General features: G+C 67.9%; 27 protein-coding genes. 10 read left to right on the top strand and 17 right to left on the bottom strand.

Annotated elements, in window-relative coordinates; translation table 11 throughout:
• Positions 1-4: 4 nt before the first annotated feature.
• The 4 genes from recF to dnaA all read right to left on the bottom strand — a co-directional run bounded on the left by recF (position 5) and on the right by dnaA (position 5,230).
• Positions 5-1,171: a DNA replication/repair protein RecF gene (gene recF, locus M6444_RS06755; RefSeq protein ID WP_298324601.1), complete on the bottom strand. Its 1,167-nt coding sequence runs from the start codon at positions 1,169-1,171 to the stop codon at positions 5-7.
• A gap of 5 nt (positions 1,172-1,176) precedes the next feature.
• Positions 1,177-2,100: a phosphogluconate dehydrogenase (NAD(+)-dependent, decarboxylating) gene (gene gnd / locus M6444_RS06750; RefSeq protein ID WP_298324599.1), complete on the bottom strand. Its 924-nt coding sequence runs from the start codon at positions 2,098-2,100 to the stop codon at positions 1,177-1,179.
• Positions 2,101-2,162: 62 nt separating this feature from the next.
• Complete coding sequence (gene dnaN, locus M6444_RS06745; protein WP_298324597.1) at positions 2,163-3,296, bottom strand: DNA polymerase III subunit beta; 1,134 nt, start codon at positions 3,294-3,296, stop codon at positions 2,163-2,165.
• Positions 3,297-3,736: 440 nt separating this feature from the next.
• Complete coding sequence (dnaA, locus tag M6444_RS06740; protein WP_298324595.1) at positions 3,737-5,230, bottom strand: chromosomal replication initiator protein DnaA; 1,494 nt, start codon at positions 5,228-5,230, stop codon at positions 3,737-3,739.
• Between the two features lie 478 nt (positions 5,231-5,708).
• Between dnaA and rpmH the strand changes: the two genes are divergently transcribed.
• The 8 genes from rpmH to M6444_RS06700 all read left to right on the top strand — a co-directional run bounded on the left by rpmH (position 5,709) and on the right by M6444_RS06700 (position 11,159).
• On the top strand, positions 5,709-5,846 hold the full coding sequence (rpmH, locus tag M6444_RS06735; RefSeq protein WP_363326266.1) for a 50S ribosomal protein L34: 138 nt from the start codon (positions 5,709-5,711) through the stop codon (positions 5,844-5,846).
• 37 nt (positions 5,847-5,883) lie between these two features.
• Entirely contained in the window at positions 5,884-6,243 is a 360-nt protein-coding gene (rnpA, locus tag M6444_RS06730; protein ID WP_298324590.1) for a ribonuclease P protein component, read from the top strand.
• The gene (yidD, locus tag M6444_RS06725; RefSeq protein WP_298324587.1) at positions 6,240-6,590 is read left to right on the top strand and encodes a membrane protein insertion efficiency factor YidD; all 351 of its coding nucleotides are present in this window, start codon (positions 6,240-6,242) and stop codon (positions 6,588-6,590) included. The genes rnpA and yidD overlap by 4 nt, the downstream gene beginning before the upstream one ends.
• A gap of 7 nt (positions 6,591-6,597) precedes the next feature.
• Positions 6,598-7,524: a membrane protein insertase YidC gene (yidC, locus tag M6444_RS06720; protein WP_298324585.1), complete on the top strand. Its 927-nt coding sequence runs from the start codon at positions 6,598-6,600 to the stop codon at positions 7,522-7,524.
• A gap of 111 nt (positions 7,525-7,635) precedes the next feature.
• Positions 7,636-8,160: a R3H domain-containing nucleic acid-binding protein gene (locus M6444_RS06715; protein WP_363326265.1), complete on the top strand. Its 525-nt coding sequence runs from the start codon at positions 7,636-7,638 to the stop codon at positions 8,158-8,160.
• Positions 8,161-8,240: 80 nt separating this feature from the next.
• Complete coding sequence (gene rsmG / locus M6444_RS06710; protein ID WP_298324577.1) at positions 8,241-8,981, top strand: 16S rRNA (guanine(527)-N(7))-methyltransferase RsmG; 741 nt, start codon at positions 8,241-8,243, stop codon at positions 8,979-8,981.
• 2 nt (positions 8,982-8,983) lie between these two features.
• Positions 8,984-10,144 (top strand): ParA family protein, encoded by a 1,161-nt coding sequence (locus M6444_RS06705; RefSeq protein ID WP_363326264.1) that lies wholly within the window; start codon positions 8,984-8,986, stop codon positions 10,142-10,144.
• Complete coding sequence (locus tag M6444_RS06700; RefSeq protein WP_298324574.1) at positions 10,137-11,159, top strand: ParB/RepB/Spo0J family partition protein; 1,023 nt, start codon at positions 10,137-10,139, stop codon at positions 11,157-11,159. Before M6444_RS06705 ends, M6444_RS06700 begins: the two co-directional genes overlap by 8 nt.
• A 40-nt stretch (positions 11,160-11,199) precedes the next feature.
• Here the strand turns inward: M6444_RS06700 and M6444_RS06695 are convergent, their stop codons facing one another.
• The 3 genes from M6444_RS06695 to M6444_RS06685 form a co-directional block, all read right to left on the bottom strand.
• Positions 11,200-12,156 (bottom strand): D-alanine--D-alanine ligase, encoded by a 957-nt coding sequence (locus tag M6444_RS06695; RefSeq protein ID WP_298324572.1) that lies wholly within the window; start codon positions 12,154-12,156, stop codon positions 11,200-11,202.
• 16 nt (positions 12,157-12,172) lie between these two features.
• Positions 12,173-13,510 carry a PLP-dependent aminotransferase family protein gene (locus tag M6444_RS06690; protein ID WP_298324569.1) on the bottom strand — a complete coding sequence of 446 codons (1,338 nt, stop codon included), beginning with the start codon at positions 13,508-13,510 and terminating at the stop codon, positions 12,173-12,175.
• 125 nt (positions 13,511-13,635) lie between these two features.
• Complete coding sequence (locus tag M6444_RS06685; RefSeq protein WP_298324567.1) at positions 13,636-14,772, bottom strand: N-acetylmuramoyl-L-alanine amidase; 1,137 nt, start codon at positions 14,770-14,772, stop codon at positions 13,636-13,638.
• A 285-nt stretch (positions 14,773-15,057) separates the two neighbouring features.
• On the opposite strand from M6444_RS06685, the gene M6444_RS06680 reads away from it, so the two are divergent.
• Entirely contained in the window at positions 15,058-15,612 is a 555-nt protein-coding gene (locus tag M6444_RS06680) for a hypothetical protein (RefSeq protein WP_298324564.1), read from the top strand.
• 179 nt (positions 15,613-15,791) lie between these two features.
• Positions 15,792-16,595 carry a hypothetical protein gene (locus M6444_RS06675; RefSeq protein ID WP_298324562.1) on the top strand — a complete coding sequence of 268 codons (804 nt, stop codon included), beginning with the start codon at positions 15,792-15,794 and terminating at the stop codon, positions 16,593-16,595.
• An 89-nt stretch (positions 16,596-16,684) separates the two neighbouring features.
• Here M6444_RS06675 and M6444_RS06670 read toward each other — a convergent pair whose 3' ends face one another.
• The 10 genes from M6444_RS06670 to M6444_RS06625 form a co-directional block, all read right to left on the bottom strand.
• Positions 16,685-19,843, bottom strand: coding sequence for a LysM peptidoglycan-binding domain-containing protein (locus tag M6444_RS06670; protein ID WP_298324560.1), 3,159 nt, complete (start codon positions 19,841-19,843; stop codon positions 16,685-16,687).
• A gap of 10 nt (positions 19,844-19,853) precedes the next feature.
• Positions 19,854-20,276, bottom strand: coding sequence for a hypothetical protein (locus M6444_RS06665; protein WP_298324558.1), 423 nt, complete (start codon positions 20,274-20,276; stop codon positions 19,854-19,856).
• The gene (locus tag M6444_RS06660) at positions 20,273-20,710 is read right to left on the bottom strand and encodes a TadE/TadG family type IV pilus assembly protein (protein ID WP_298324555.1); all 438 of its coding nucleotides are present in this window, start codon (positions 20,708-20,710) and stop codon (positions 20,273-20,275) included. Before M6444_RS06660 ends, M6444_RS06665 begins: the two co-directional genes overlap by 4 nt.
• Before the next feature lie 2 nt (positions 20,711-20,712).
• Positions 20,713-21,144, bottom strand: a complete 432-nt coding sequence (locus M6444_RS06655) for a TadE/TadG family type IV pilus assembly protein (protein ID WP_298324552.1) — start codon at positions 21,142-21,144, stop codon at positions 20,713-20,715.
• Between the two features lie 4 nt (positions 21,145-21,148).
• On the bottom strand, positions 21,149-21,349 hold the full coding sequence (locus M6444_RS06650; RefSeq protein ID WP_298324549.1) for a hypothetical protein: 201 nt from the start codon (positions 21,347-21,349) through the stop codon (positions 21,149-21,151).
• Between the two features lie 122 nt (positions 21,350-21,471).
• Positions 21,472-22,377 carry a type II secretion system F family protein gene (locus M6444_RS06645; protein ID WP_298324547.1) on the bottom strand — a complete coding sequence of 302 codons (906 nt, stop codon included), beginning with the start codon at positions 22,375-22,377 and terminating at the stop codon, positions 21,472-21,474.
• Complete coding sequence (locus M6444_RS06640; protein ID WP_298324545.1) at positions 22,374-23,291, bottom strand: type II secretion system F family protein; 918 nt, start codon at positions 23,289-23,291, stop codon at positions 22,374-22,376. Before M6444_RS06640 ends, M6444_RS06645 begins: the two co-directional genes overlap by 4 nt.
• Positions 23,292-23,294: 3 nt before the next feature.
• The gene (locus tag M6444_RS06635; protein ID WP_298324541.1) at positions 23,295-24,920 is read right to left on the bottom strand and encodes a CpaF/VirB11 family protein; all 1,626 of its coding nucleotides are present in this window, start codon (positions 24,918-24,920) and stop codon (positions 23,295-23,297) included.
• Entirely contained in the window at positions 24,913-25,725 is an 813-nt protein-coding gene (locus tag M6444_RS06630) for a hypothetical protein (protein ID WP_298324538.1), read from the bottom strand. Before M6444_RS06630 ends, M6444_RS06635 begins: the two co-directional genes overlap by 8 nt.
• The coding region (locus M6444_RS06625) for an SAF domain-containing protein (RefSeq protein ID WP_298324535.1) at positions 25,725-26,458 on the bottom strand (734 nt) is incomplete at its 5' end. The genes M6444_RS06625 and M6444_RS06630, both read right to left, overlap by 1 nt.

Genomic DNA, 26,458 nt, shown 5'->3' with positions numbered 1-26,458 from the left:
CGGCTCAACGCACGCGGCGGACCCCTGAGCCTTCGACATCGACTCTGCCACCGGCCAGCGACTCAGGCACGTCGGCCGGTACCGCGGCGGTCACCAGCACCTGTTCGGCATCGGCGACGAGCCGAGCCAACCGATCCCGCCGGCCGGCGTCGAGCTCGGCGAAGACATCGTCGAGGATCAGCACCGGATCGCTGCCACCGGAGCGCAGTAGCTCGTACGATGCCAGGCGCAGCGCCAGCGCGAAAGACCACGACTCGCCATGGCTCGCGTACCCCTTGGCCGGCATCGCCCCGAGCCCCAGGGTCACGTCGTCGCGGTGCGGGCCGACCAGCGAGACGCCACGTTCCAGCTCGTCGCGGCGAGCCCGGCCGGTGGCATCGAGCAGCGCCGCGGCCAGGGCCTCACGGTCGGGGCTCAGCTCGGCATCCGGACCGAGCGAAGACTTGTACGTCAGTTGTGCCTCACCCGAGCTCGTCCCGCCGCCGGCCGCGACGGTCTCGTACGCCTTGGCGACCAGCGGCCGCAACGTGTCGACGAGTTCGAGACGGGCCGCGAGCAGTTCAGCGCCCGCGGTGGACAGGTGCGTGTCCCAGACGTCGAGCGTCGGCAGATCCACCGGGCCGCCGGATCGACTGGCGCCACGAACCGCCGCGCCGGCGGACTTGAGCAGGGCATTTCGTTGCTTGAGCACGCGGTCGTAGTCGGAGCGAACCCCGGCGAAGCGCGGTGCGCGAGCGACGAGAAGCTCGTCCAGGAACCGCCGCCGCTCGGCCGGATCGCCCTTGACCAGCGCCAAGTCTTCAGGCGCGAACAAGACGGTGTTGATCACACCCAGAATCTCGCGCGGCCTCGGGACCGGCGAGCGATTGAGCCTCGCTCGGTTCGCGCGGCCGGGGGTGATCTCGATTTCCAGGAGCGTGTGGCGCTCGTTGGGCATGCTCGTGTCGACGACGTCGCCGCGGACCACGGCTCGTTCCGAGCCCACCCGGACCAGCGGTGCGTCGTGGGCCACCCGATGACTGCCGAGGGTGGCCAGGTAGTTCACCGCCTCGACCAGGTTGGTCTTGCCCTGGCCGTTCGGGCCGACGAACGCTGTGACACCGGGTTCGAGCGAAAGCTCGACCTCGGTATAGGACCGGAAATCTGCCAGCGACAAGTGTGCGATGTACATTCGCCTCAAGCTCGGGTGTCGCCGGTGCCGGATGACGGGCCGGCTGCCTCGGCCGCACGGACCGCGTGCCCGCCGAACTCGTTGCGCAGCGCCGCCACGGCTTTCATGGCCGGCGAGTCGGACTGGCGGGAAGCGAACCGCGCGAAGACGGCCGCGGTGATGGCCGGCGCGGGAACGGCGTGGTCGATGGCTTCCTGAACCGTCCAGCGACCTTCACCGGAATCGTCCACGTAACCCTCGAGCTCGGTCAGCCCAGGGTCGTGTTCCAGCGCTTTGACCAGCAGGTCGAGGAGCCACGAGCGGACGACTGTGCCACGCGACCACGCCTTGACCGTGCCCGGCACGTCGGTGACGACATCGGCGGCGTGCAGGAGTTCGTAGCCCTCGGCGTAGGCCTGCATCAGACCGTACTCGATGCCGTTGTGGACCATCTTCGCGTAATGGCCGGCGCCCACCGGGCCGGCATGGACGAAGCTTTCGTCGCGCGGGCCGTCGGGGCGCAGGGCATCGAAGATCGGCATCAGCCGCTCGACGTGCTCAGTATCGCCCCCGGCCATCAGGCCGTAGCCGACCTCGAGGCCCCACACGCCCCCGGACACGCCGCAGTCAACGTATCCGATCCCGCGCTCGCGTAGGATCCGGTCGTTCTCAGCATCGTCGGTGTACCGCGAGTTGCCGCCGTCGACGACGACGTCGCCGGGTTGGAGCAGATCGGCGAGCTCGGCAACGGTGGTTCGGGTGGGGTCCCCAGCGGGAACCATCACCCACACCGCACGCGGGGTGCTCAGCGCATCGACCAGTTCCTGGAGACTGCCGACATCGCTGACCTCCGGATGATGATCGAATCCGACGACCGTGTGACCTGCCCGCCGGATGCGCTCACGCATGTTGGCGCCCATCCGGCCCAGGCCGATCAGCCCGAGTTCCATCGACATCCTCCTGATCCCGGCGTTGCTCGTGACCCTCACGACACTGTTCGTGTCGCTGCTGCTCACCCCGACAGGCGGATGGGCATGGCGAGGTAGCGGTACCCGCCGTCCGGTTCCGACTCGGCGCTGTCGACACCCTGGATGACCACCGGCTTCATCGGCGTCTCGGTGAACGACAGGTGCGCGAAGGTGGTGCCGAGTGCCTGCAGGCCATCGAGGAGGTACGTGGGGTTGAACCCCGTCGCGATGGCCGGGCCCTGCACGTCGGCCTGCAAGGCTTCGGATGCCTGGGCGTCTTCACCACTGCCGGCCTCGAGAACCACCTGGCCGTCGTCGAACGACAGCCGGACCGGAGTGTTGCGCTCGGCGACGAGGGCGACACGCTTGACCGACTCGACCAGCGCCGAGATCTCCACCCGGGCGACCGTGGCCGTCTCGGTGGGGAAGATACGCCGGTAGTTCGGCACCCATTCGCCGTCGATGAGGCGACTGGTGGTGTGGCGGCCGCCGGCGGCGATGCCGATGAGGGTGTCGTTGGACTCACCACCGAGCGCCACCGTCACCTCGCCTGCTGACGAGAGCGTTTTGGCCGCGTCGACCAGTGTCCTGGCCGGGACCAGAGCGATGGCGGACAGGTCGGGACGCGCTGGCTGCCAGGTGAGTTCACGAACAGCCATGCGATAGCGGTCGGTGGCGGCGAGCGTGACCTTCTCACCTTCGAGCTCGATCCGGATACCGGTGAGCGTCGGGAGCATGTCGTCACGACCGGCGGCGACGGCGACCTGACCGACCGCCTCGGCGAACGTCGGACCGTCGATGGTGCCCGAGGCATCCGGCAGCTCAGGAAGGTCGGGATATTCCTCGACGGGCAGCGTCAGCAAGGTGAACCGCGCGCTGCCGCAGGTGATGGTGACCTTGGAGCCGTCGGAGGTGAGATCGACCGGCTTGTTGGGCAACGAGCGGGCGATGTCGGCGAGGAGCCGGCCGGAGACCAGCGCGGTACCCGCATCGGCGACATCGGCGTCGACGGCCACCCGGCCGGAGACTTCGTAATCGAAGGACGAGAAGGAAACCTGAGCATCGGATGCGTCGATTCGCAGGCCTGCGAGCACCGGCACGGTAGGCCGATTCGGCAACGTGCGAGCCGTCCAGGCCACCGCGTCGGCCAAAACATCACGATCGAGCCGGAACTTCACCGGTCCACCGCCCTCCCCTCGGGCACGCGCCCGGGTCGTTGTGGTTCATCTTCATCCTTCCACGGCTGACTGACAGCTGTGGACGTTGGTTGGTCAGTCGGTCGAGCGCGAGACGCAATCCACAGATCGGGCCGTCCCCAGTTGTGCGGTGCTTCGGATTGAGATGTGGAGGTTCGTCTCATCCATAGGGTCGGTGGAAGATGTGGATGAGCATCGTCGGCGCAGGTCATGCAGCGGATGGTCATCCACGACGGTTGTGGGTGGCGTGTGACGCGCTGGTGGAGGATTCAACGTCGTCCACCGCCGAATGACAACTTTCCCCGACCCGTCCACCACGAGGCGTGGGGTTTCCACAGTCTTGTCCACACCCTGTGAGAAGTGGATCACCGCGCGCAGCGTTCGCTCAGCGCGACGCAGAGCGGGTGTGTGGGTCGCGGCGTTCATGATTGCCGTGCCTGTTGCTTGATCCGGTTGGTCAGCTCGGTGACCTGATTGAAGACGCTGCGGCGCTCGGCCATCAGCGTGCGGATCTTGCGCTCGGCGTGCATCACGGTGGTGTGGTCGCGCCCGCCGAAATGCTGGCCGATCTTCGGCAGGGAGAGCTCGGTGAGCTCGCGGCACAGGTACATCGCGATCTGCCGGGCGGTGACCAGGACCCGGCTGCGACTCGTGCCTTGGAGGTCCTCGATGGTGAGCCCGAAGTACGCCGAGGTCTGCGCCATGATCGTGGCCGCCGTGATCTCCGGACCGGTGTCGGTGGGCACGAGATCGCGCAGGACGATCTCGGCGAGCGAGAGATCGACGGGCTGCCGGTTCAGGCTGGCGAACGCGGTGACCCGGATCAACGCGCCCTCGAGCTCGCGGATGTTGGTCGCGATGCGGCTGGCGATGTACTCCAGAACGTCGGGTGTGACGTTCAAATGGTCCTGCGACGCCTTCTTGGACAGGATCGCGATGCGGGTCTCGAGGTCCGGCGGCTGCACGTCGCAGGTGAGGCCCCACTCGAATCGGTTCCGCAGCCGATCCTCCAGCGCCGAGAGCTGCTTGGGTGGGCGATCGGAGGTGATGACGATCTGCTTGCTGGCGTTGTGCAGCGTGTTGAACGTGTGGAAGACCTCTTCCTGCGTCTGGATCTTGCCCTCGAGGAACTGGATGTCGTCGATGAGCAGGACGTCGATCTCGCGATAACGCCGTTGGAAAGCCGACGCCTTGTCGTCGCGGATGGAGTTGATGAAGTCGTTGGTGAACTCTTCGGAACTGACGTAACGCACTCGGGTGCCGGGATACATGGTGCTGGCGTAGTGCCCGATGGCGTGCAGTAGGTGCGTCTTGCCCAGGCCGGACTCGCCGTAGACATGCAGCGGGTTGTAGGCCTTGCCGGGCGCCTCGGCCACGGCGACGGTGGCGGCGTGAGCGAAACGGTTGCTGGCTCCGATGACGAATGTGTCGAAGGTGTAGCGGGAGTTCAGGTGCGGAGGCTCGCTGTCCGGGCGGCGCGGCGTGTCGAGCGTGGTGCGACTGGTGACGAACGCCGGCGCAGCTGGTGCGGTGACCTTCGGGATCTCCTCCGTGTCGGCGGTGGAGTTCCCGTCGCTGGCCGGCGGCGGTGGGGCCGGACTGGCCTCTGCGTCGGCCTCGGCTGCCGTGCCGCTGCCGACGTCGTCGGACGGCGGCGGGGTGACGGTGACGGCGAGGCCGACCGGCCGGCCGAGTACCCCGGTCAGTGCATCGACGATGTGCGTGCGCAGCCGCTGTTCGATCTGGGCGCGTGCGAAGTCACTGGGGACGGCGACGACTGCGGTGCCTTCTACCAGCGTGATCGGACGCGCCTGGGACAGGAACGCACGCTGCTGCGGCCCGATGTCGAGCGACTCCAGGTTTGCAAGCGTTTTCGCCCACGCCGAACTGAAGTCTTCGGCCGCCTCGTCTGCCACGGTCTTCTCCCAACTGGCGCCTTTTGCGACGCCACCCCCGTCATCTGTCGTCCACACCATCATCCACAACATGTGGAGAGACGCGGACAGGTCAGGTGAAGTTCCCGTCGTATAGTCATGACCTGCACGAACACGGTGGGAACCCGAGCAGTTGTGCCGTTCCGCACGCGTTCCTGAGGGTGGTGACGCTAACAACATGCGGATCGCGCTTCAACTGATGTCCACAGGTTCGGCGATCACCGACGGCGTGTCGTTCCGGCAACTGCTGCCTCGACAGTGTAAAGATGAGTGGTTGGCCCGGTATGGACCCGGTCCGGGACGTCCGAGTTTGACCTGAGCCTGCGCGAGCGCGTACCGTGAATCGGTCCGACGAGGGCGGATGTCGACATGCCCAGGTCTCGAACGGCACCTGTCGCCAAGCACGCCCCGGACGACATTCGTACTGTTAGATCTCGAACACTGACACAGGAGCCCGGACGTGGTGAAGCGCACCTTCCAGCCGAACAACCGCCGTCGCGCGAGGAATCACGGCTTTCGGCTGCGCATGCGCACCCGTGCCGGCCGTGCGATCGTCACCTCCCGTCGCCGCAAGGGCCGTGCCAAGCTGTCGGCCTGATCCGGTCGGTCAGCGTGCTCGCACGCGACGATCCGAGGTGCTCAAGGCTCAACACCGGATGCGACGGTCGGCCGACTTCCGACTCAGCACACGCCATGGCGTGCGGGTCGGACGTCCGCTGATCGTCGTGCATTATCTGCCACCAGAGTCCCCGGACACGCATCGTCCGGCCGCGGTGGGCTTCACCGTCGGCCGCTCCGTGGGCGGCGCAGTGACCCGTAACGCCGTGCGTCGGCGACTTCGGCATCTGATGGCTGCCCGTCTCGACCAATTGCAGCCCGGCTCGCGCGTCGTGGTCCGGGCGTTGCCGCGTGCCGCTGACGCGAGCAGTCGCGAGCTGGACGCTGAGCTCGATGCCGCGCTCGATCGCGCGCTGAGGCGCGGAGCGCGCCGATGAAGTACCTCTTGGTGGCCGCCCTCAAGGCCTATCGCTTGATCTTCAGCCCGATGTACGGGCAGACGTGCCGCTACTACCCGTCGTGCTCGGCGTACGCGCTGGAGTCCGTGGAGCGCCATGGCGCCGTGCGTGGTGCATGGCTGGCGCTGCGCCGACTCGGCCGGTGCCACCCTTGGTGCGCGGGCGGGGTGGACTTCGTTCCCACGTACGAGACCTATCGATGGTGGGGACGTGCCGACGGCACCGAGGGCGACGACCTGCCTGAGGCCGCCGCTCCGAGCGGTACTGACGACACATCGGGAACCGCCGTGCCCGTCGGTGGGCCGCCCGTTTTCAGAGGAGTCTGATAAACCCGTGGATACCGTCCTCACACCACTGCTGTACCTGGTCAGCTGGATCATGATGGGCTGGCACTGGGTGTTCGACACGGCTCTCGGTATCGACCACGACGGTGTGAACTGGACGCTGTCCATCATCGGATTGGTCATCGTCATCCGCACGCTGCTGATCCCGCTGTTCGTGCGGCAGATCCGGTCGCAGCGCAAGATGCAGATTCTGCAGCCGCAGCTGCGTGAGCTGCAGAAGAGGTACAAGGGCGACCGTGAGCGTCTCCAGCAGGAGATGATGAAGCTCTACAAGGACACGGGCACCAACCCGTTCTCCTCCTGTCTGCCGATCCTGCTGCAGGCGCCGTTCCTGTTCGCCCTGTTCCGTGTTCTGGACGGCATCGCGCGCGACAAGCCACGCGGCGCGTTCACCCAGTACCCGGACTTGTTCGAGTCGGCCGGATCTGCGGAGATCTTCGGCGCGCGGCTGGCGGATTCGTTCTTGACGACCGATGTCATCAACACGCGGATCATCGCGGCGGTCATGGTCGTGCTGATGGTGGCGAGCCAGTTCATCACGCAGCGCCAGATCATGCGGAAGAACATGCCGAAGGAGTCCCTCGAGGGACCCTTCGCCCAGCAGCAGAAGGTGCTGCTGTACGTGCTGCCGCTGGTGTTCGCCTTCTCCGGCGTGTACTTCCCACTGGGCACGGTGCTCTACTGGCTCACGTCGAACATCTGGACCATGTGCCAGCAGCTGTACGTGATCCGCCGGATGCCGGCGCCCGGCACCGAGGCGGAGCGGGCGCATCAGCGTCGGCTCGAGGCGAAGGCGCGTCGTAAGGGCATCGAAGTGCCGACGGCGAGCACCGAGACGGAGCCGCCGAGTGGTAAGACCGAAGTAGTGCGCAAGCAGCCGAAAAGGACCACTCGATCGCAACGGAAGAAGCGCTGATCCGATCGCCGCGCGCTGGGGCGCGCGACGTCGCGGTGAGCGGGGGGCCGAGCGGCTTCGCGGGCTTGGGACGGCCGCGAGAGTGGCCAGGGAATCGATCTGAAGGAGTCAATGGTGAGCGACGCTGATACCGGCGTGGAGCTCGAACAGGCCGACGCTGGCGAGCGCGCCTCGAGTACGGCTGAGCGCCTGGAGCGCGAAGGCGATGTGGCGGCGGACTACCTGGAGGGCTTGCTCGACATCGCCGACCTCGACGGGGACATCGACATGGATGTCGAGGGGGACCGGGCGGTTGTCTCGATCATCGGCGACGATCTCGATGTCCTGGTCGGCAGGGACGGCAAAGTGCTCGACGCACTTCAGGATCTGACCCGACTGGCCGTCGTCCGTGAGACCGGCGAGCGGAGTCGACTGATGCTGGACGTCGGGGGCTACCGGGCGCGGCGGAGAGCCGAGCTGGTCGATCTCGCCAAGCGGGTCATCGAGGCGGTGCGAGTCTCGGGCGAGCCGGAGTCGCTCGGTGCGATGACGCCGTTCGAACGGAAGGTCGTTCACGACGCCGTCGCCGAAGCCGGACTGGTGAGCGAGTCGGAAGGCGAAGAGCCCCGCAGGTACGTGGTCGTCAAGCCGGTGTGAGCCGGCCGGGACGGGTTCTCGTCAGGCGGTACGGCTCGGCGGGTTTCACGTGAAACATGGGCGAACGCGGGAGGTGGACGGTGTCGAGCGGAGACCCGGAGGTCGACACGTCGGCACCTGCCCATGGCCCCGACGCGGCGACGAGTGAGACCAACGACGGCGCGCAGGTTGTGCCCGACGCGGCTCGGACGTTGTTCGGGGCACGTGTGGACCGAGCCGCCGCTTACGTCGACTTCCTGGCCGGGCCCGGTCTCGAGCGTGGGCTCATGGGGCCACGGGAAGCGCCGCGGCTGTGGGATCGCCATGTCCTCAACTCGGCGGTGCTCGCCGAGCTCATTCCCCAGGGCGCACTCGTCGCAGACGTGGGTTCCGGTGCCGGTCTGCCCGGCGTACCGCTCGCGATAGCCCGTCCGGACCTCGAGGTCGTGCTGATCGAACCGATGCTTCGACGCACGGAGTTCTTGGCGGAGGTCGTCGACGCGCTGGAGCTCGACCGCGTGACGATCCGTCGGGCGCGAGCGGAGGACCTGGACGTCACCGATCGTTTCGACGTCGTGACGGCCCGAGCCGTGGCACCGTTGACCCGGCTGGCGACGTGGACGCTGCGACTGTTGCGGCCCGGCGGACGGCTCCTGGCTCTCAAGGGTCGGACGGTCTCGGAAGAGTTGGCGGAATCGGCCGCGTCATTGGCGAGAATGGGTGCCGTGTCGTGGACAGTGGAAGACGTCGGTCATGAATTCGTCGATCCGCCGGCGCGTGTGGCGGTCGTGGAACGTGGTCGGCGGCGGCACGAAGCGAAACGACGACAACGGAGGAAGTAAACATGAGCGATGCCTCTGTCGCACCGGGCCTGGGCTGGCCGGTGACAGGTGGAGACGTCGCGAACGGGGACGCAACGGGGGAAGGCCGGAGCGGGTTGGGCTGGCCACTGGTACGGAAGACCACTGAGCCGGCGGACACGCCGCCGAACCTGGAGCGTGAGGAATCTGTGAGTACGGGTGACGGTGCGGCGCAGCGGACGAGCAACTCCGTGGCCGGGACCGCGTCGGATCTAGGCGACTTCACCATGTCCGGGCCGTTGGCCGACCTGGATACCCCGATCGCACGTGAAGCCGCGGTCGCATTGATGGCCGTAGGGCGCCGAACCGCGCCGATGCCCAAACCTGCGGGTACCAGAGTCATGGTCGTGGCCAATCAGAAAGGCGGTGTCGGCAAGACGACCACGACGGTCAATCTCGCCGCCGCCTTGGCGGTGAGTGGCCTTCGGGTGCTGGTGATCGATCTCGATCCGCAAGGCAACGCGTCGACGGCCCTGGGTATCGACCACCACGCGGAGATTCCGAGCATCTACGACGTCATCGTCGACGAGACGCCGATCTCCGACGTGATTCAGAAGGTCGAAGAGTTCGACGGGCTGTGGTGTGTTCCGGCGACCATCGATCTGGCCGGCGCCGAAATCGAGCTGGTGTCGCTCGTCGCTCGAGAGTCCCGGATGCGTAGGGCGCTCGATCAGCATCTGGCCACCGACGGGGTGGCGTACGACTACGTGCTCATCGATTGCCCGCCGTCGCTCGGCCTGCTCACGGTGAACGCGCTGGTCGGCGGTGACGAGGTGCTCATTCCGATCCAGTGCGAGTACTACGCGCTGGAAGGGCTGAGCCAGCTGCTCAAGAACATCGACATGGTGCGGGCGCACCTGAACCGCGATTTGGCGGTGTCGACCATCATGCTGACCATGTACGACGGACGCACCAGACTCGCGGCCCAAGTAGCCGACGAAGTGCGCCAACACTTCGGCGACACGGTTCTACGGACGACGATTCCACGCTCGGTACGGATCAGCGAAGCGCCGAGCTATGGCCAAACGGTGATGACCTACGACGCGGCGTCCAGTGGTGCCCTGTCGTACTTGGAAGCCGCGCGCGAGATCGCGGAACGTGGCGCCAATTCGGAGACGGTCCAGGGGGAGTCGATTCATGGCTGAGAAACGTCGAGGTCTGGGACGGGGTCTGGGAGCGCTCATCCCCACGGAGGCGCCGAACCACGCAGGCGTGGACGGTCAGCCACCCTCGGACGGCTACGTCTCGGCCCGGCGCAGTCATTCCCGCGTCACGCCGGTCGGTGGCGCTGTTTCACGTGAAACGACGGGTGTTGACGAGGACCTGGTTCCAGTCGAAGGTGCGACCTTCGCCGAGATCGCGGTGGACTCGATCAGCCCCAACCCGAAGCAGCCCCGTCGAGTCTTCGACGAGGACGCCATGGCCGAGCTCGTATCGTCCATCCGCGAGATCGGCTTGCTGCAGCCGATCGTGGTCCGCGACATGGGCGAGAGTCGTTATGAGCTCGTCATGGGTGAGCGCCGGTGGCGAGCTAGCAAGGAAGCCGGCCTCGCCACCATCCCAGCGATCGTGCGGACCACCCGCGACGACGACATGCTCCGCGACGCGCTGCTGGAGAACCTGCACCGAAGTGAGCTCAATCCACTCGAGGAAGCTGCGGCCTACCAGCAGCTCCTCGACGATTTCGGCTGCACACACGACGAGCTGGCAGTGCGGATCAAGCGCAGCCGGCCGCAGATCACGAACACTCTGCGCCTGCTGAAGCTGCCACCGCTGGTCCAGCGTCGTGTCGGGGCTGGAGTGCTTTCGGCCGGCCATGCCCGGGCGCTCCTCGGCCTGTCGGATGGAGCCGCGCAGGAACGACTCGCCCAGCGGATCGTCGCCGAAGGTCTGAGTGTGCGGACGGTCGAGGAGATCGTCGCGCTCGGCGACGCCGATCAGCCGAAAGAGAAGACCAAACGCGGGCCCAAGCCCATGGCACCCCGTCTGTCGGACATAGCCTCGGCGTTGTCCGACAGACTCGACACCCGGGTGAAGGTCGACCTGGGCCGCAGCAAGGGGAAGGTCACCATCGAGTTCGCGAGCATCGACGACCTGGAACGCATCGTCAGCACGATCGACCCGAAACTGGCCACGAAGGACGCCGACGCCGCGGACTGAAGGATCGATCACACCAGGGGAACGCGCCCCGAACGGACGATCAGGCCCCGTGCCGTTCAGCTGCGGCGACGAGCAGATCGCGCGCGAGCAGACCGAGATCGTGGCCAGCGGCCCGGACGGCCTGGGGCAACAGCGACGTTTCGGTCATTCCCGGGGCGACGTTGACGTCCAGAAACCACGGCCGCCCGGCGGAATCGACGATCAGATCGGTGCGCGAGACATCACGCAGGCCCAGGAGGCGATGTGCCGCGACCGCCGCGTCGGCGGTCGCCAGGCTGACGGCGCTGTCGAGGCGGGCCGGAACGAAGAACTCGGTGGTACCGGCGGTGTAGCGAGCATGGTAGTCGTACGTGCCGGACTCCGGAACGATCTCGACGGCCGGCAGCGCCTGTGGGCCGTCGCCGGTGTCGACGACCGACACGGCCACTTCGGTCCCGTCGATCCACTGCTCGACCAGCGCCGCTTCCCCGTAGGCGAAGCACTCGACCATGGCCGCAGGCAAGGCGTCGGCGTCGCGGACGACCGATGTGCCCAGAGCCGAACCGCCACGCGCGGGCTTCACCACCACCGGAAGGCCGAGCCGGTCCAGCAGGGCGTCGAGCAGGACACCAGCGCCGAGCTCGCGGAAGGTCGATTGCGGCAGAACCGCACAGGCGGGCGTCGACAGCCCACCACGTTCGACGATCGACTTGGCCACTGGCTTGTCGAAAGCCTGGCGGCAGGCCGCCGCACCCGAGCCGACGAACGGCAGCCCGAACAGGGACAGGACCTCCTGGATCGCCCCGTCCTCGCCCTGGGCACCGTGCAGCAACGGAAACACCACGTGTGGGCGATCGCGCCGCAGGGTGGCGAACAGGTCGGCGTCGGCATCGCGTTGCTCCACGTCGACACCGACATCGCGCAACGCCTCGGCTACTCGACGACCTGATCGCAAGGAGACGTCGCGCTCGTGGGAGAGCCCACCGGCGAGAACGAGGACGCGGCCGAGGTCGCTCATGCTGAAAAAGACCCTTCTAACTCTGATCAGGTGCCGGTGCGTCCAACCCAGGGCGCTGCGGGGAACCCCATGCTCCGAACGTGGCGCGCAACTCCATCTCCTGCTCGACCACTTGAGCCAACCGCCGCACGCCCTCACGGATTCGATCTGGTGTCGGATAACAGTACGACAGCCGCATCGATCGCGACCCGAATCCATCGGCGTAGAACGCCGTACCAGGGACGTAGGCGACCCGGTTCGTCACCGCCCGGGGCAGCATGGCCTTGGTGTCGATGCCTTCAGGCAGTGTCAACCAGACATAGAATCCGCCCGACGGACGGGTCCAGTGTGCGGATTCAGGCATCAGATCTTGCAGCGACGAGAGCATCGCGTCGCGGCGCTCCCGGTACGTCTCACGGAAGTCCTTGACCTGCCCGAGCCAGTCGTGGCCGGACAGGTACTCCGACACTGCGAGCTGACTGAACGCCGGCGGGCACAACACACTGTTCTCAGCGGCGAGAACCAGCTTCTCGCGGACAGCGTGCGGCGCCAGCGCCCAGCCGACCCGCAGGCCGGGCGCGAACGTCTTGGAGAACGAGCCCAGGTAGACCACACGCTCGGTGTCGTCGGCGCGCATCGCCCGGGGTACCTCGCCATCGAAGCCGAGCAGGCCGTAGGGGTCGTCCTCGATGATCAGCACGTCGGCGCGGCGACAGATCTCCAGCACCTCGGCGCGGCGCGCGGACGTGAGCGTGACGCCGCCGGGGTTGTGGTAGCTCGGGATCGTGTACAAGAACTTGATGCGCCGTCCGGACGCTTCGGTGGTGGTGATCGCTTCGGCCAGCCGCTCCGGGACGAGTCCGTCGTCGTCCATCTCGACGTGTACGACGTCGGCCTGATAAGAGCGGAACGTGCCCAGCGCGCCGACGTACGACGGTGCCTCGGCCAGAATCACGTCGCCGGGATCGATGAAGATCCGGGTGACCAGGTCGAGCGCCTGCTGGGAGCCGACCGTCACGGTGACGTCGTCGGGGTGTGCCGCGATGCCCGTCGGACGCATCACGTCGCAGATCTGCTCACGCAGCACAGGGTCACCCTGCCCCGACCCGTACTGCAGGGCCGACATGCCGCGTTTGGTCACGAGGTCGTGCATCAGCGAACCGACGATGTCCAGGGGCAGCCCGGAGATGTTCGGCATGCCGCCGGCCAGCGAGACGACCTCGGGCCGAGAGGCGACAGCGAACAGTGAGCGAACCTCTGACGCCGTCATGCCGTGGGTGCGCGTGGCGTAGCGATCGACGTACGAGTCGAGGCGAGAGCCGGCGGCTGCTACTGCGTCAGTCGTCCTTCGATCGGGGCCCGGCTGCTGGCTCACGTCACACCTCCCGTTGATCGACTGACGCTGGTCACGAGGCACCTAGGCCGGCCCTCGACGACTCTCTCCACACAACACGATGCCTCAAGCCGAACGCGGAGGCGAATCGATAGTTCATGAACCGGTCAATTGGTTGCCAGATCGTGGAACCGCAGCGCGCCCGTGGCGGCATCTTCGCCGGACGGTAGGTAAACCCGCTGGATCGCGATCACGATGGCTTCGGCGACGACGTCGCGGAAGTCCGGGTCGGCCAGCCGGGCGGCGTCACCCTCGTTGGTGATGTAGCCCAACTCGACGCGAACGGCAGCCATCCGGGCATGCCGCAGCAGGTCCCACGTCTTGCCATGGCTGCGGCAGTCGACGAGGTCGGTGCGCGCGACGATCTCGCGTTGGACCAGGCCGGCGAACTGCTCGCCGATGGCGCTGGTGGTGCCTGGCTGTTGGCCGCCGTAGTAATACGTGGCGACCCCGGAGGCTTCCGGGCTGGGATGCGCATCGACATGCAGCGAGATGAGCAGGTTGGCGTCGGTGTCGTTGGCGAACGCGGCGCGCTCGGACTCTGACGGTGAGCTCTCGGCCCCCGGTCCGCGGGTGAGGTACGTCTGCACGCCGGTGGCCGTCAGGCGGCCCTCGATGCGTGCGGCGAGGTCTTCGACGACCGACGCTTCGTCGAAGCCGTGCCCGACGTTGCCGCGGTCCGGTCCTCCGTGCCCAGGATCGATGACGACCACCTTGCCGGGCAGCCGCTTGCCGGCCTGGCGGATCGCCTCGGACGCGCGAAGACTGTCCGGCCGTCCGCCGGTCACGATGGGAGCCAGTCGGCCCAACGCCTTGAACGTGCTGGGCCCGCAGGTGCCGTCAGCAGGAATGCCGACGTTGCGCTGGAACTGGCGCAGCGCCTCGCCCGTCCTGGTACCGAAGACACCGTCGATCCGGCCGACATCGAACCCGAGTTCGGACAAGCGGCGCTGAAGTGCGATGACGTCGTCACCAGCGAGCGGGTTGCTGACGACGTACGACAGCAGCCGGTCACCCAGGCGCCAGCGGGCTTCGTCGAGCACCCGGTAGGTCGTGGCGTCGACGATTCCGGTCGCCGTGAGTCCCCGCTCCTGTTGGAACTGCCGGATGGCGCGATCGACGTCTTCGTCGAACGTACTGGGACCCGGTGCTGTGTCGTCGAGCAGCCCGAGTTGGGTGAGCTTGGAGCGAATCTCGGCGATCGCTGGACCGGTGTCACCCAACTGATAGCGAAGCGAGGTCATCCGCCTCAGTGTCCTCCCCGAGCCGAGGTCGGACGTCGTCACGTCCGTCAGCCCGTACTGGCCGAACCCGCGCGAACCGTCACGGCTCGCGGCCGATTCTACCCATCTCGAGGCGAGGAGTCGGCCTGTGCGCCACTCGATCCGCCCGGGGTTCGACCCGGGCCGCCGAGGGCGCGTCGCGACCGGTCGCGCAGCGGGCAGACCTGCGACATTGAAAACGAATGACACTAACGGTTCATGGACAATGTGTTGCCCCTTTCCGGTCCGGATCGCTATGGTCCCTGCATGAACGGCTCGTTTCCCCGGGCGGGCCGGCGCTTCTCAGTCGGCTTGGCCGTCCTGGGCTTTCTCGCCGTCGGTTGTAATGCCGACGGCGATGCTGACGCGGGCGGCTCGGACCCCTCGGCCACAATTCCCGTTGCCGCTGCGAGCGCTGACGACCCCGAAACTGAAATCACAGCGGTCTTCGAGGCCTATTGGCACGCGGTCGTGCAGGCGCAAAGTGGGCAAGTCGCCGACGCGGCTGCCTTGTTCAGCGACATCGCCGTCGACGAGACCATCGACGAGAACGTCGGCGTGGCGACACGATACGAGCAACAGGGTCTCGTGCGCGTCGGCGCGCCGGTGATCAGTGCCGTCAAGGTCGACGTCGACGGTAGATCGGCGACGGTGACCGCGTGTGTGGACGAATCGGAGTGGCTGGCCGAGGTCGGCGGGCAGACGTTGCCGCCACGAGATGACCAGCTCAAGCCGTATCCAGTGCAGTTCGAAATGATCAAATCGGGTGGCTCATGGCTCGTCGGAGAATCGGTCGAGCCGGGAGAGGCGGTAACGTGCTGAGGACAGCGAAACTACGCGGCGCATCGGCCGCCCTTGCCGCCGCCGTGATCATGGCGCTGACCCCGGCGGTCGTGTCGGTTGCAAGCGAGAACGCCACCGACGCGCCGACGGATGCCACGGACACTCCACCTGCCGCACCTCCAACCAAGTCACCCGGTACGCCGCCCGATATTCCGGGTTTGTCCTCGGCGCCGGAATGCTGGGAATGGGTCGAGGTTTCGCCGGGCCGGCACGAATACGTCTATGTGTGCGAAACGCCCGGCGAGGACGACAGCGGCGAGGACGACGGTGAAGGTGAATGGGACGGTCCCACCTGCGACCTGTCGCACGAGCCGTATTCGGAGTTCTGCATGGGCGAGCGAGCCTGCTGGGCCGACATTCCGTCCACGATTCCCGAAGAGAACTGGCCCGAGCGCGGCCGCGAGTCCGACAGCGAGATCTTCACCTACTACGAGTGTTTCCTGCCGCCCGACGGTGAGCCCGACGGCCGCTTCGGCTGGATCGATCCGTACGACGAATCGTTACCGGACGAGGGCTGGGCGGCCTGGGGGAAGCTGCAGACCCCTGCGTTCACCCTGTCGTTCGAGCCGAACGAACTGACCTACGTCGGCGCCGACACCAGGTTCGAGGTCGACGGCATCGGGGACGGCGAGATCGTGGGCGGACAGGCCGGTCCGCTGCAGGCCTTCGGAACGTTCAGTCACGTCGAAATCGATCCAGGCGATTCGTCCGGGACGTTCACGTGCGACAACAAACCCGACACCGACGATTGCGAGCACGTGTACCTGGAGACCTCGCACGATCAGCCCGCGCAGGACCTCGATGGTCGCGGCGCCTACACCGCGCAGGCACGCCTGGTCTATGACGTCACCTACACCCTGCGCGGCGAACCGATCTCGCTGCCGGGTGTGCCGGACACGCTGGAGAGCCCGTGGAACGGCACGTTGGTCCCGGTGGGCGAGATTCAGGTTCTGGTGCAGTGAGTTGACAGGCGTCGGTCGCCGGTAGCGCCGGACCACGGGTCTCGACACCCACATCCGTGCCGGCGCTGATCACGGTGCCGGCCTTGCGCTTACACCGCGCCGAACGGTACTCCTGCGCTCCGACCAGGCACCAGCTCCTGAATGAGGTTGACGGTCGCCTCCTCCAGATCATCGCCGAGGTCGTCGGTGATGGCCGTCAGCCGAGCGACCGCGTCGTCGATGCCGGCACGGTTTCCGGCCAGGTGTTCCGCCTCGATCCGGTCGCGCCACAGCACCTCCATGCCGGGTTCGGCCTGCAGTCCGATGGTCGCGGCCTTACGCGCAAGGTACGGGTCGCCGGCACGCAGCCCGCGTTGGGCGAGCTCATGGGCGGCGTCGACGATGGCGGCGATCATCTCCTGCTTCAGATGCTCGGCCCAGCCGTAGCGCCGCGGATTGACGCCCGTGAACGGCTGGCCGCGGACGAGCTCGAGCGCCTGAAGCAGTTGGTCGGTACCTGCGATTCGCGGATCGGGACCGATGTACCGCGTCCAGGCGTCCCAGTCGGTCCCCACGGCGGGGTGGAACCGATAGCCGTTGTCGACCCGGGGGAGGTAGTCCTCGCCTCGTCCATCGCTGCCGAACCAACGCCGCAGTTTGGAGATCGCGGTGTTCCGGGTGTTCTGCGTGACCCGGTTGCCGGGCCAGATCGCTTCATCCAAGGCGGCGTGGCCCAGCCCCGGGTTCAGCGCGATGTACGCGGCGATCTCGGTCAGCTGGCGATACTTCGACTGTTCGATCGGGCCGGTGGCGTTGTCGACCTCCACCGGGCCGAGCAGCAGAATCGTCGGTCCGTCGCGTGGCGTGTCGAGCCGGGCCAGCTCGGCGTCGAGGTCGGCGACAGACGGCGCGGGCGGTGTCGAGGTCACGGTGGAGCCGACCAGTGGCCTGGGCGGTGAATCCACCGGCGCACCGACGGGTGCTTCTGTGACCGGACCGTCCGGAGCGATCGGCTCCGGTTCCGGCGTGGGTACGGCGACCGAAGCCTGTTCGGCGATGCCGAGGAGGTCGAGAATCCGGCGGTATTGGTCGTCGTCGAGGCGCTGCGGGCTGACTTCGACCCCGACCGGCTGCAGTACGGCGACGTCGGGATCGTCGGCGTCCAACTCCAGCGACCAGGTGCTCGGTGCGTCGTCGTCATTCGTGACGGCGGCGACTGCGACCCGGGGCAGCTCATCGACCAGGTCGATGAGCTGCTCATGTTGAGCCGATGTCAGCGGCTCGGCCAGCAGCACGATCTCGGGGGTCCATGCCGCCGGAGCCAGACCGCGAACCCGGGCTTCGTCGAGGGATTGTGCACCGGAGTCCGTCAGTGCGGCGCGATCGTGCTCGGCGCGCCGCGAGAGTTCGTCGAGCAACGTGCCGACGGACGGCAGATGCCGCACTCGGCCGGTGTCCAGACCGCTGGCCAGGTCAGCGCACGTACCGACCAGTGTGACCTGTAGGTCGTCAGCCCACGGGCTGGTCGCCAGTTCGACCGCCAACGCGGCCATCACCTGCTGGGACAGTTCGTCGGGACCAGTGAGGGTCAGGGCGCCCAGACGTTCGAGATCGAGCAGGAGGTGCCCCTGCTCGGGGCCATGGCCGATCGTCACCAGGCTGGGGTAGGGAGCGGCCACGTCCGCCACCTGCTCCGACGGTGTGTCGTGGACGGCGGCAGCGGGCAGGAACCACACGTGCTCCTGCTCGGTGGCCACGAACGGCGCGGGCAGCTCGGCCGGCTCAGCGAGGTAGAGCTCGAACTGATCAGCGGTCAGTCGCGCGACACGCAGCGCCGGCAAGGGGACGCCACGCTGGGCACAGCTCGCGGCGAGCCCACGCAGGGCCAGATCGACGGACTCCACGCTGATCGGGTCTGCAACGCCACGCAGCTCCCGTTCGGCGTCGGCCGTGGCACCGGTCGGCATCGCGATGCGTTCGCCGAAGCGTCGATGGCGCTGTTGTGAGCGCCGCTTGGCCGCCAGGTACGCCAGGACACCTGCGGCGAGCAGCGAACCGATACCCGCGGTCGTCCGCACCGGGAAGTCGGCATCGCCGATGTCGGCCGTGGAGGCACCCGGGCCGTCGAACTCGGCTTGGTCTTGCCCACCGGCGTCGTCGTCGATCGTGTCGTCCACCGGGGGTTTCTCGTCGACCGGCGGCTCGTCGACGGGGGGTTCCTCGTCCACGGGTGGCTGGTCGGGCGGGGGCTGCTCGTGGTCGGGCTCCTCCTCACGCGGCTGATCCTCGGTGGAATCGTCGCTGGGCGGTGCGGCGACCGGAATGGTCATGGTCCACCCGGGGATGATCAGGTCTGGATCGGTCAGCCGTCGACCGTCGGGCTGAACCGTGTGCCGTGACGCCTCGAAGATCTCCGGATACCTGGCTCCGTCCCCCAACTTCTGTTCAGCGATGTCCCACAACGTGTCGCCCTCGACCACGACATGTGTGGTTGCTTCCGCGGCCTCGTCGGCAGGGCGTTCCGCGGCCGAATCCGCGTCGGCCGGAATGTCGAGTTGCCAGCCTGGAGCGATCCAGTGGTTGCGGTCGAGCGCACCGCCATCCGGTTGCTGGACGCCGTAGTTGAGTTCGGCGATCTCGGGCCAGCGAGCGCCGTCGCCGAGGTGGTCAGCAGCGATGCGCCACAAGGACTCCCCGCTTTGGACGGTGTGCGTCCGGGTGGCGGGGACGTCCGCCGTCGTGTTGTCCGTCGTCGACTCCGCTGCTTGGGGCGCGGTGGCCGGTGGCGCCTGCGGGGTGGCCGTCGAAGCCTGCTGCGCCTCGGCGGTGGGCGGCGGTGACGGGGTGGCACTGGCCGGCGTGGTGGCCGTGGCCATGCCGACCGGTCCGACGATGAACACGGCGACCACCGCCGTGACCAGGCCCGCTGCCGCGCGCTGCTGGAACCCGAGCAGCCGAATCCGTGGTGCCGGCCGGCCCCGGACCGCGGCGATGATCTCGACCAGTACACCTACGGCGAAGCTCGCCCAACCGAGCCAGGCCAGCCACGTCAGCGCGGTCAGGAACAGCGTTCCGTCATCCGGTGCCGTGAGCGCCGACGTCACGTCGTTCCACGTCGGTGCGGAATCCGGCAGCGGGTTGCCGGCAAGGGCGATCAGCGCGACCGGGATGCCGATCACCAGCGCGAGGATCGCCGCGAGCGCGAGTAGGCCGCGCACGACCCGAGTGGTGCGCCGGCGCCCGGGCGCCGACCGGGTTCGAGAAGTCACGGGAATCTCCTCACTGTTCGTCGCCTACACCGCGCGCGAGCCGCGCCTGGGCACTTCCGGTGACCTGGGATGTGGACGGACCGATCAAGGACAGGAAGACGTTTTCGTACGAGACGGTCGCGCCGACGCGCAGCGTGGAGTCGTCGACGCGGACACAGTCGGTCGGTTCTACGCCGGCTTGCACGAGGTAATCCGCCGCGGCCCGGCACGCCGGTCCGACATCGATGGTCGGATGGCCCGCTTCACCGCCGAAGACGACTGCTTGGGCGCCGGTTCGAGCCGCCGCGGAAGCCAGGGCGTCGGCTCGCTGCATCGCGCGGATGCGACTGCCGCCGTCGACGACCAGGCCGATGGCCAGGAACAACGCCATGACGATGACGACGGCGAAGATGGCCACCGCGCCGCGTTCGTCGCCCGGGTTCATGGTCTTCATCGGCGCATCCGGTAGGTGTCGAGCGGGCTCTGGACGGTTTCGGTGATGGTGCGCGACCCGGGAACCACCGGGATGGTGATGTCGGAAAGCTGCACTTCGCACGTCACCGTGGCCGAGACGGCGGCCGGTTCGCCCGGCGGCCGGGCGAACTCCTGGGCGTTGATGGTGATGGCGGGCGCGCCGACGCAACTCAGACCTTGCTGTTCCAGCGACCGTTGCGCCGCGGCGGTGCCGGCGGCGACGGCGTCGCTCGCGGTGCGCGCGATGGAGGCGGCCCGGGCCGCCTCGGCCGCGGCATGCTCGACCGACCCGCCCGCGATCGTGATGCGCCCGCCCATCACGAGCAGCGCGATGATCATCAGCAGTCCCGGAGCCACGACCGCGAGCTCCGTGGTGGCGGAGCCTCGTTGGGGCGAACCGATGTGGCGGCACATGATCAGTCCGGCATCGTGAATCGCTCGACCGGGCCGCTGGCCGTTTGCGACACCTCGTGCCCGGACCAGCCCGGGAACAGGCTCAGCGAGTGCCCGGAGACGGTGATGCTGACTTCGGTGTCGTCGCCGGCGGAGTCCACGGTGACGGCGCTGAGGATGTCGTCGGCTCCAGCGCGTAACGCGAAGTCTCTCGCCTCGCCGATGCCGGCGTCGAGGGAGCCACCGTCACCGGTGGCCACCCGGACGCCTTCCTCGGCCGCGGCGAGCGCGACGTTGCGAGCGTGGTACCACAGCGCCGCCTCGATCACGCCGAACGTGATGAGCAGCACGACCGGGAAGATCACCACGAGCTCCAGCGTGGCGGCGCCGCGCTCGACTCCGCGCGTGCGCCGGCGCGCCGCCGCCGGTGGATGGACTCGTGGTCGGGTACCCATGGGGCTACTCGATCTTCGCCTGTTCGCGGTTGATGACGCCGATGATGATGCCGACGAGGGCCACCGCGGCGACGAAGACGGCCGCGGCGATCACGACGTACTCGAGCGTCGTCGCGCCGCGTTCCGGGCGCTGTCGGAGCGCTTCGGCGTAGCGGTCGCGCAGCTCGCCCGACATGACGGTGATCCATGTCTGGAGTTGCAGCATGTTGGGTGTTCCTTCCGGGGGGTGCGGGCTGTCCACCCCGTCACAGCTGTAGGCGGCTGAAGGTGGCTTCCTGTGACGGGAGTCCTGGAGAAATCTCGGCTGAGCGCTCGAGTGGACGAAGATCATTCGAGCATACGCATCACCGTCGGAGCTGCGAGGAGGGCCATGAACACCACGCCCAGCAGTGCTACGGGCATGACCATGCGCTCACTGTCTGCGTTGGCCCGAGTGTGCTCGGCGGACAGTGTCGCATCGCGCAACCCGCTGGCGCGGGCACGCAGGCTCTCATACACCGTGGCGCCTTCCTCACCGGACAGGCGCATGATGTCGGCCAGGTCGTCGAGGTCGCTGAGGCCGAGTTGCCGGGAAAGGATGTGCAGCGCTTCCCACGGCGTGGAGCCCGACCAGCGTGCCCGGGCCAGCTCTTCGCGCAGGCGTTGGAAGACCCAGGAGTCGCCGACCTCGGCCGCGTTCTCCAGGGCCTGCGTCGAGCCCGCGCCGCCGGCCCGTTCGAGGGCCACGAGGTCGATGTAGGCACCCAGGGCCCGGGTGAACTCCTCACGCGCCTTGGTGGCCTTCTGCCGGGTCTCCACGTCCGGCAGGAACCACATCACGACGGCGAGGATGAGCCCGACGAAGGCGGGGACGCTGAACGGCAGCGTCACGCCCGTCACCGCGAGCGTCAGCATCAGGATCGCCGGGAAACACAGCCCGAGCAGCGCCCACAGAGCTTTCTCACCGAAGTATCGATACGTGGGGATGCGCAGCAGGTCGAGCTCGCGCCGAGGGAGCCGGAAGGTGACCATCGCCGGGAACCGGTGCTCGAGCAGGCGGCCGATGCGGTCCTGGAACAACGAGGATTGTCGGGTCGGCGACTCCGGCGCCTTCGGGGACTCCGGGCGCAGATCGTCATGCAGCCGGCCCAGCGTGGCCCGCAGATGGGGGTGCGCAGGGACGAGTTCGCGCACGACCACGGTGAGGCCCAGACCCGCGACGGCACCTGCGAGGATTCCCAGTTCCCAGTTCATGAAGCCTCCGCGGGGGCAGGTTCAGCCTGTTGACCGGGAACACGCAGGTTCCAGCCCATGATGCGCGGCAGCGGCTGGGGCTTGGTGATCTGGCGCATCCACAGCAGACACAGGACGTAGAAGCTGAGCAGGACGGCCAGAACGATCTGCCCGACAGGCGTGCCGTAAGGCTGGATGTAGGTGCTGTTGAACGCCATGAACGCCAGTGCGATCAGCGTGACGATGGTGACCATGCGTGCGGTGGTCCGCGGCTTGGAGCGGTCCGCCTCGATCTTGCGACGCACTTGCACGTCTTGAGCGACCGTCGCGGCCAGCCCCTCCAGCACGGCGGCGAGTCCGGCCCCGCGCCGGGTGGCGCCGAGGATCAGCGACGACGCGATCAGGTCGCCGGTGGCGTCGTCGAGGTCGTCGGCGAACGCCCGGAGTGCGGCCACGGTCGGCCAACGGGCCCGGAGCCTGGCCACGAGCGTGGTCACCTCGGGACGAATGGCCTCGGGACTGGACTTCATGGTCGCGGTGATGGCCTGTTCGATGCCGACGCCGACGGTCAGGACGCCCGCCAGCGACCGCGTCCACTCCTCCATGGCCTCGAGCTTGGCGACGGGGGTGGCGCTGGCCGGAGGGGTGAGCAGGATCGGCAGACCGACCAGCGCAGCCGGCGCGATGATGACCAGAATCAGCCAGCCGGTGAACAGCCAGCCCAGCATGCCCACGCCGAGACCGATCGCGAGGAGCAGGCGGAATCGCCGCGCCTTGTCGTCACGTCCTCCGGTGAGGGTGATGAAACGGTGCTTGATCCGTTGGCTCCGCGTGCTCGGGCGCGCGAGCGCAGGCCGCGGGATCAGGCCCACGACGATGAGCATCGACCCACCCAGGACGAGGATCGCTGCCAGCGCTGCCGCGAACGGAGACATCTCTCACCCCTCCTGGTCGAGTAGTCGAGAGTTGAAGCCGACACGTTCGAGGTCGGGCAGCCAGATCGGCGGTGTTCCCGGCACGGCGAAGCCGTGGGGTCCCGGCCGGAACACGTCGGTGACCGCGGGCATCCCGTGCTCGCCCGGTTCGATGGCGATGATCTCGGAGATGTACCGGGTGCGTTTCCCACCGGCCTGGCTGTCGTCCTGCAGCTCGATCTGCACGATGAGGTCGATGTGCTCGGCGATCTGACGGTAGGCGAAAGATTCGGTGACGTGCTGGCCGGCCTCCATGGCACAGGTCACCAACCGTTCGATGGCGGCGCGTGCGGAATGTGCGTGCGTCGTGGACAGCGATCCGGCTCCGGACTGCATCGCCTTGAACATGGGCAACACTTCACGTCCACGGACCTCGCCGACGATGAGGCGGGAGAGGTTCATCCGCAGCGAATCGAAGACGAGATCGTCCAAAGTGATCTCGCCTGCGGCGCGACCGTCAGGTCCGCGCTCGCCGCTGCCCGGACGGGCCTCCCACGCCACGATGCGCTTGTGCCGCTCCGGCATGTCGTGCAGGTGCAGCTCGTACTCGGTTTCGATGGTGCCGATGCGTTCGAGCGGATCGAGTTCGTTCGTCAGCGCCCTGACCAGCGTCGTCTTCCCAGCACCTTGCGCGCCGGAGACGACGACGCTCTTGCGGGCGCGGACGGCGGCGGCCAGGAACGCCGCGGCCGCCGGGCTGAGCATGTCGAGTTCGACGAGGTCGTCGATGCCGATGTCGGTCAGGCGGTGCCGACGGATCACCGCCACCGGTCGCGGGGTGATCCATGCCGTCGCGGCCAGCCGTGAACCGTCGCGCAGCCTCAGATGCAAGCGTGGGCTGGTGGGTGAGAACGGGCGCTCGTTGGAACTGGTCCGGGTGGCCAGGAAAGACAGCGTCTCGATGAGCTCCTCGTCACTGTCGGCCACCGGTGGCCCGGCCTCGATGCGCCCGTCGCTGTAGATCAGGTAGACGTTGTCGTGCCCGTTGATCTCGATGTTCTCGATCTCGGGGTCGTCGACGAGGGGCTGCAGGCGGCCGAGACCGAACAGCGCGGCCATGATGGCGTCGGCGAGCTGGATCTGCTCGTCCTGCGTGATGATGGGCAGGCCCCGGGTCAGGGCACGCTCGGCATGGTCGGCGAGCAACTCGACGACGATGCTGCGGCCGAGTTCGCGGCGCCCGGCTTCGTCCAGGCCCTCACGGCTGCGCAGTGCGTGGGCAAGCTGGTCAGCGGCTTGTTCGCGGTAAGCGCGGACCAAGCCCCAGTCGATGTTCTCGCCCCGGCCGACCGTGCGGCTCGGGGAGTGTGGCGCGTCCTGGTCGCCGGTTCCGGTGGGCCGTTGCCGGGCGTGCAGCCCTGGGCGCGCCGTGGAGTCGTGCTGGCTGTCCGAGCGCTCGCCGGACGGGGCCGCCGTGGTGGCCGAGGCGAGCTTGGCCTGCAGCGACCGTCTCAAGTCGGTCGGACTCGATCGTGCGGGGCCGCGGCCCGGGTGCGTCTCGCTCCAGTCGTCGAGGTCGAGAGGGGGATCGGTCTCGGCGAACAGCGGGAGGTTCTCGAGGTTCGCGGCTGCGTTGTGCTGGTCAGCCATAGGTCGGCTCCTCGATCAATTTCTCTCCGGACGCAGGAGCCAGCCGAGCTCGGTGGCGATCGATGAGCTCGTGGACGGCGCCGACGACCACCCTCGTGCTCCGGAACAGTGGTGCTGCAGCGAAACGACGGCCGTACGGCGCGCCGTGACTCAGAGAATCGGCGGCGGCCTGGTCCCAGGCCATGGACGTCAGCACCGGCGTTCGCAGAGACGCGTGGATCTCGCGAGCCCGGTAGGGCTGCCCCTCGCCGACCAGGAGCACCGACAGCGTGTCGTCGCCCTGGCCCAGCTCCACCAGGTCGGTACGCAACGACTCGATCCGGGCGCGTGCCGCGCTCACCGCCGGCAAGCTCGTACGCGTCACCAGGAGGACGGCGTCCGCCGATCGGATCAGTGGCATCGGCGCGTGCAGCATGCCCAGCCGTCCGGCGTCGACGATGACGTCGGTGCCGGTGCGTTCGAGGCTTGCCAGCACCATGCTCAGCGGCGACCACAGTCGGTCCATGCTGGTGGCCTGCTGCGCGTTGACCAGGCCCGGGACCAGTCGAACACGGTCCTCGATCAGCCGAACCGTCTGGTCGAAGAAGCGTTCGGCCAGCACGCCACGCCGGTGTGCCACAGCGAGGCTGACCAGCCCGCGGTCGGGGGGCACGCTGCCACGTAAGTAGCCGGCCAGGATGCTGCTGCTACCCGCGACGTCGGCCTCGACCAGCACCACCGGGCGCGGCCACAACATGGCCATGGCCAACGCGCTGGTGGTGACCCCTGGTGCGCCCCGTGCAGAGGTCAAGGCGACGATTGCCATCACCCACCCCCTTCTCGTGACATCAAGACGATGGCGATACGTCCGGTGGCGACCCGGGCGGCCAGGGCGTTCGCGTCGCTGTCCGGCACCACGACGTCGACGACGCGCTGGCCGGACTCCTCGTCCACGGTGGAGTCGACGACGACCCCCTCGATGGACTCCGGGGTGCTTCGAGGCGGGTCGTCCTGCGCGTTCGGCGTGTCGACGATGTGCACGGTGTCGCCGGGCCGCAGCGGTCGAGCGGGCAACTGGGCTGCGGTGACCGCGACCCCGACCATGGCTTCGCCCTCGCCGGGCACGATGACGTCAGCTACGGCGTCGCTGGTCAGCAGGGTGCCCTTGGAGAGGTCGTTGCGGGCGTGCTGGCCGACGATCTCGTCCATGCGCGAGGCCCGGATGGGTCGCAGACTGGGATCGGCGTTGATGTCGGCCGTCGTCAGATCGCTGCTCTCGATGACTTCACCGCGGGCCACGTCGGCGTTGACGGCGATGACCGACACGGTGTCACTCACGCTCGTCGCAAGCCAGGCGGCGCCCAGACCCCCGATTGCCACGAGGGCGACGCCCAGCCCGATGACAGCGGGCCGCCGGCGTTGCTTCGGCGGAGCGGCGACCGCAGGGGTCAGTGTGGACTCGGGGATGTCGACGTCAGGGGCGTCCTGCTGGTCCTGGGTCGGCTGATGGGTGGGGGGCGAACTCATCCGGGCCGTCCTGATGGCTGTGGGGGCGAACT

This window comes from Haloactinopolyspora sp., assembly GCF_027324685.1.
Classification (GTDB): Bacteria; Actinomycetota; Actinomycetes; order Jiangellales; family Jiangellaceae; genus Haloactinopolyspora.
Note: the sequence above shows the minus strand (reverse complement) of the source record. Positions and strands in the feature narration are given on the sequence as shown.